A 5,693-nucleotide genomic window follows, 5' to 3' on the forward strand; every position below is an offset into this window, starting at 1 on the left:
GAAGTAGCCAAACTTGCCACTAGCATGGCAGCTACTCGCCCGATAACCTTGGCATCATGTCTGGCTCTGCGGACTCCCTCGAATCGCTGCGCACCAGCTTCAACCGATCCCTGCGTGTCGAGGGCAAGGCTGCGCGCACCCTCGTGCTGTACGGGCAGTCGATCGTCTACTTCAGCCGCTGGCTGGCCGAGCAAGACCAGCCCGCCGACCTGACGAGCCTGACCCGCAGCAACGCGCTGAAGTGGCTGGAGTCGCTGCGCGAGCGCGGCCAGAACACCGGCACCATCCGAACCCGCTGGCGTGGCCTGCGCCGGTTCACCACCTGGCTGGTGGCCGAGGAAATCATCGGCACTGACCCGCTGGCCGGGATCGCGGTGGACAAGCCGGAGCCGCCTCCGGTACCGATCCTGACCGACGACGAGCTGACGGCGCTGCTGGACGCCTGCAAGGGCAGGAGGTTCAACGACTTCCGGGACGCGGCGATGATCCGGCTGCTCATAGACTGCGGCCTGCGGGTGAGTGAACTGACCGGCATCGATATGGCGGACCTGGACCTCGACGGCGAGAGCGTGCAGGTGACCGGGAAAGGATCCAGGGTGCGTTCGGCCTACTTTGGGGCCAAGACCGGCCTGGCCCTGGATCGCTACCTGAGGGCACGCGCTGGGCACCGGCACGCCTACGACCCGGCGCTGTTTCTCGGCGAGCGCGGCAGGTTCACCTCCGACGGGGTACGCGACCGCCTCAAGGTGCGTGCTGCGATGGCCGGGCTGGATCCGGCCAAGATTCACCCGCACAGGTTCCGGCACACCAACGCCCACGACTTCCTGCTGGCCGGTGGGCAGGAGCGCGATCTCAAGAGGCTCATGGGGTGGCGTTCCGACTCGATGCTCGAACGCTACGGGGCCAGCGCTGCCGACCACCGGGCCATGCAGGCGGCTAAGAGGCTGCGCAGAGGGGACCGGATATGAGCCCGTGGCAATCTATCTGGGAGCTGCCGTTCCTGAGGGTGTTGGTGCGCTGTAAGCGTTGCGACCAAACGGTGGCCAAGTACTTCTCCGATGCCCACGACGAAGGCTATTGGCAACCCGGGTCCTGCACCTGTGATCCCCCGCCAGTGCTACCGCAGGGGACTGAACTGGCCCAGCTGGTGAGGCTGGCACGGCACAAAGGGTAAAGGCCGGACGGAAACGCCCCCGTAACCGTGTCCCGCTAAAACTACTGGTAGCATGACTACTAACAACTGAAGCAGTTCGGCTCCTTCACTGATAGCACCACAAAACCATCCCCCCGGGTGAGAGCGGCCCGCAACCCCGAAAGGGTTTGCGAAGCATGTCCAAACTCTCCCCAGCCGAACGCATCGAGCGTGCCAAGCATGCCGCTCACACCAGATGGTCTCGGCTCTCTACCACCCAGCGCCTTGCTGCCACCGCCCCTGGACTGCGGGCCATGCTCGAATACTATGAGCGCCAAGTCGACCCCGACGGTGCCCTGTCCGAAAAAGAGCGTGCCAAGCTCGCCAAGAATGCTCGTCAGGCCCAGCTGGCTCAGGCACGGCGCAAGGCCTTGAAGGCCACCAGGGAGCGTGGGGCTCAGTGACCACCGGACTGCGCCCCCCGCCGGCGGCGGGGGCACGGCGCCCTGAGGGTGGGCAAAGCGACGAACGCGGGGCCAAGCTAAAGTCCGAGCTGATCCCCTACTGCGCCAGGGATCCCGAGCCATCCCAGGGCCTGGACGTCAAGGATCTGGACGACGACGTCAAGGACCTGCAGGGGGCGCGCAAGGTATTCCGGCGCTGGTTCGGCGACGACTACGACACCGACGCTCTGGACGCCATGCTCGCCACGGCCGCAGTCGAGAAGTTCGACGACGGCAGCGACCCCGTGTGGCTGCTGATCATCTCCGGCCCCGGGGCTGCCAAGACCGAAACGGTGCAATCGCTCGACGGGGTCGGTGCCACCGTGACCAGCACTCTGACGTCGGACGCTGCGCTGCTGTCGGCGACACCACAGCGTGAACGCACCGACGACGCCACCGGCGGGCTGTTATGCAAGATCGGCGCCCGTGGCGTGCTCGTCATCAAGGACGTGACCTCCATCATGTCGATGAACCGCGACCTTCGCGGCAAGGTGCTCTCCGCACTGCGCGAGATCTACGACGGGCGCTGGTACCGCGAGGTCGGCACCGACGGCGGGCGCACCCTGGAGTGGCGCGGGCGTCTCGCTGTGGTCGGCGCCGTCACCACTGCGTGGGACGCCGCACACGCCGTCGTCTCCACGATGGGGGACCGCTTTGTGCTCGTCCGTATCGACTCCACCACCAAGCGGCAGGCCGCTGGGCGCAAGGCGATCGGCAACACCGGCGACGAAGCCCGCATGCGTAGAGAGCTTGCCCAAGCTGTGGCCGGAGTTCTCGCCGCGATGAACCCCGAGCCGATCACGGTCACCGACGAGGAGACCGAGGTACTGCTCGCCGCGGCAGACCTGGTGACCCTGGCCCGCACCGGAGTCGAATACGCCTTCAACGGTGACGTGATCGACGCCCACGCACCCGAGATGCCCACCCGGTTCGCCAAGCAGTTGACCCAGATCGTCCGCGGGGCCGTCGCGATCGGGATGGACCGAGCCGATGCGCTACGGCTGGCGATCCGCTGTGCTCGTGACTCGATACCGCCGCTGCGGCTCAAGATCATCGACGACCTGGCTGTGCATCCCCACTCAACCACGGCCGATGTGCGACAGCGGATCAACAAACCACGGACCACGGTTGACCGGCAACTGCGGGCGCTGCACATGCTGGAGGTCTGTGACTGCGATGAGGAGCCCTACGGCGGCGACGACAAAATCCGCTGGTACTACTCGCTGAGCGACGATATCTCTCCTGGGGCCATCAGGCCCCCGAAGAGGCCGTAGTGGAATGCCGTAGTGGAATGCCGGTCAGTCGACGACAGTATTTGGGAACCGTCCTGGGGCCCGCCCGAAGGGCTAGGGCCCCCAAGGACGGAAATGTTCACCAGATTTGTCAGTCATTACCCCTAAACCCTAGAGAAGAGAGATCAGAGAGACAGTCTGTCTATGCCTACGTACTAACAAATCTGGTGAACTTTCCTCGGTCCCAGAGAATTGGGGTGCCCCCTTCGGGGGCCCCTTCACTTGGGTTCGCGGGAATTGTCGGGAACCTGTCGACTGTCCCCTTCCCCTTCCCCTTGGGGACAATGATTCTGTGCAGAATATGTTTTTCAACGTCGAGCTGCCTACCGATTCGGTCAATGCAATATTGCCAGTCACTGGGGTGGCGGGAATGTGCGGCTCAGCGATTATCCCAAACCTCTTGGTTTCCAGCCTATCTGAGGCATTACGCGAGTGGTTCAAGTACAGGAAAGTACCGCAGTAACACCAAAAGTAGAATGTAATTGGGATCGGGTTTCCATTACTCTTTACTTCCGCTTTAATTCCTCCCTTGTTTGCGCATCAGATCTCGCTTCTGAGACAATGGAACCATCGATTACCGTGCGCGTTCGCCCGATTCCGAAATTGAGGAGAAATAGCCATGTCCGTGGTCGAGATGGTCGGCGACATTGTCGACGAGTCGATTGAGTTGCCCGCGAGCATCGACGGGTTCCACCTGGAGCCCCGATGCCGCGTATGCAGAAACGACGAGGTGCGGAAGAAGGTCAACGATCTGTTGGCCACCGGGTCCAGCTACGCAATGATTGCGCGCGCCATCGGGGAAGAGAACGCCGCGGGGGTGACTCCCGAATCGATCCGCAACCACGCTTCGCGGCATTTTCCCGTCCAGAATGTTGCCCAGGCCACCTACCGCGAGATACTCGAACGCCGGGCCCGGGAAGCTCAGATCGACTTCGTGAACGGCGTGGCCGCGGCCCTGACGCCGATGGCCTATTACGAGCTGGTCATGAACGAGGCGTTCCGCCGGGTGGTGGACGGCGGCGTGGACGTCAGCGTCGACACCGGCTTACGGGCCGCCGAGAAGCTCCAGGCGCTGATCGATGCGCGTGCCGCCGGGGCAGATATGGCCGACGTCCTCGCCCAGATGGGTCGCATCATCGAGGTCGTGCGAACCTTCATCCCCTCCGAGAGGTGGCCCGAAGTGCAGGCGGCGCTGCGAGGAGACACCTCCATGCAACGCCAGCAGCGGTCTTCTCCGGTGGAAGGTGTTCGCATGGTGGCCATCGACGACACCCCAGATGAGGACGGCTACTGATGGGTATGGCATTGCCACTGAGGGTGTTCTACTTCAGCCAGCTCCGGTAATCCGTGGGTGCTCCTCGTCGAGATTTCTCGAAACCCAAAGGCAACTAAGGCACACTTTCACGGTTAACGACCGCACCGGCGATGCGTGATAGGTGACTACCGCAGTCGCGTGGGCTTCTTCGCGCCCACGACGTGGGCCAGTCGCGATCCACTCGTGCCGGGCCTGCTGCCTTTCGCCATAGAGCCCCATGCACATCCCGGCCGTCTTCCACTTGCCGTACCAGTGGGCCGTCGATTTGGGGTCGGCATATTCGGGGTAGATCGCATGCCAGTAGTGGCGATATGGCTGTTCGTACATCGCAATGCTCCCGTCTTGACGAGCAGCATTAGCCGCAAGTCCCGGCCTTCTCCGAAGGGCACCGTGCCGGGTAGCGCGGTTGCCGTTCGCCCACGTTCGGAGGCGTACGAGCGAATCTCTTGGCCTTCGAAAATGATACCGAGCATGACGACAGGGTGACCGGCGGGCGCCCGCGGCGAGGTACCTAGTAAGCCAGCGACACGGGTACCCGTTAGGTTCCGTCGCGTGTTAGGTAGATGAGCAGCACGGGACGTGCATCCCGCGGGCACCGGCGCAGAAGGGATTCCGATGACGAAGATCTACTACGAGTCCGACGCTGACCTGTCAGTGCTGGACGGGCAGGAGGTTGCCGTTGTCGGGTACGGCAACCAGGGCCGCTCACTGGTGCCCTCAACCTGCGCGACGCGGGCCTCGCAGTGGAGGTCTTCACCCGGGCAGACGCCACCCGTGACCAGGCCGAAGCCGAAGGCTTCACCGCCCACGAGATCGAGGCGGCGAGCGAGTGCGACGTGATCTGCACCCTCATCCCCGACGACATCATCCCCGAGCTGCCCATCACGCCCAAGCCCGATACGCTATGGGTGCTGGCCTCGGGCTACGCGGTGGCCTTCGACCGGATCGACCCCAACTGCGACGTCGGCATGGTCGCCCCCCGGATGCTGGGTCCCGAGGTACGTGAGTGCTACGTGGAAGGCCTAGGGTTCATCACCGCGCTCGGTATCCACAAGGACAAAACCGGGACTGCGCTGGCCCGCACGCTCGCCATCGCACGCGCGATCGGCGGCTTGCGCCAAGGTGCCATCGAGATGACGCCGCGCCAGGAGGCCGTCCTCGACCTCGCCGTGGAGCAGGTGCTCGCCCCGGCTATGGCCCGGGTCTCCATGAGCTTCGTCGAGCTGATGTCGAAGGCCGGCATCCCGCTTGAGGCGATCATGACCGAACTCATGCTCTCAGGCGAGGTCGAGCGTAACTACCGGCTGCTGCGGCTGGAAGGCTACGCCGGCCAGATGCGCTACCACTCACCAACCAGCCAGTACGGCCAAATGTCGCGGGCGGATCGCTACGACGGCCTCGACGTCCCCAGGGTGATGCGCGAGGTGCTGAGCGAGATCGAGTCGGGCAAG

7 protein-coding genes and 1 riboswitch are annotated in these 5,693 nt (G+C 64.0%); of the genes, 6 read left to right on the forward strand and 1 reads right to left on the reverse strand.

Features of this window, described 5'->3' with window-relative positions; all coding sequences use genetic code 11:
* Positions 1-56 precede the first annotated feature (56 nt).
* From ACLP9N_RS06685 to ACLP9N_RS06705, 5 genes are all read left to right on the forward strand, one after another.
* On the forward strand, positions 57-968 hold the full coding sequence (locus ACLP9N_RS06685) for a tyrosine-type recombinase/integrase (RefSeq protein ID WP_442361642.1): 912 nt from the start codon (positions 57-59) through the stop codon (positions 966-968).
* The gene (locus ACLP9N_RS06690; protein ID WP_442406653.1) at positions 965-1,174 is read left to right on the forward strand and encodes a hypothetical protein; all 210 of its coding nucleotides are present in this window, start codon (positions 965-967) and stop codon (positions 1,172-1,174) included. Before ACLP9N_RS06685 ends, ACLP9N_RS06690 begins: the two co-directional genes overlap by 4 nt.
* 272 nt (positions 1,175-1,446) lie before the next feature.
* Complete coding sequence (locus tag ACLP9N_RS06695; RefSeq protein WP_442377856.1) at positions 1,447-1,596, forward strand: hypothetical protein; 150 nt, start codon at positions 1,447-1,449, stop codon at positions 1,594-1,596.
* Positions 1,593-2,909 (forward strand): winged helix-turn-helix domain-containing protein, encoded by a 1,317-nt coding sequence (locus ACLP9N_RS06700; protein ID WP_442361638.1) that lies wholly within the window; start codon positions 1,593-1,595, stop codon positions 2,907-2,909. The genes ACLP9N_RS06695 and ACLP9N_RS06700 overlap by 4 nt, the downstream gene beginning before the upstream one ends.
* A 637-nt stretch (positions 2,910-3,546) precedes the next feature.
* Entirely contained in the window at positions 3,547-4,221 is a 675-nt protein-coding gene (locus ACLP9N_RS06705; RefSeq protein ID WP_442361636.1) for a hypothetical protein, read from the forward strand.
* 33 nt (positions 4,222-4,254) lie between these two features.
* Here ACLP9N_RS06705 and ACLP9N_RS06710 read toward each other — a convergent pair whose 3' ends face one another.
* A complete protein-coding gene (locus ACLP9N_RS06710; RefSeq protein WP_442406654.1) occupies positions 4,255-4,569 on the reverse strand; it encodes a hypothetical protein in 315 nt (104 codons plus the stop codon).
* Positions 4,570-4,575: 6 nt separating this feature from the next.
* Positions 4,576-4,694, reverse strand: a riboswitch (SAM riboswitch).
* Between the two features lie 270 nt (positions 4,695-4,964).
* Here ACLP9N_RS06710 and ACLP9N_RS06715 point away from each other — a divergent pair.
* On the forward strand, positions 4,965-5,693 hold a 729-nt coding region (locus ACLP9N_RS06715), incomplete at its 3' end, for a hypothetical protein (protein ID WP_442406655.1).

Origin of the sequence: Mycobacterium sp. (assembly GCF_052144515.1) — a bacterium.
Classification (GTDB): Bacteria; Actinomycetota; Actinomycetes; order Mycobacteriales; family Mycobacteriaceae; genus Mycobacterium.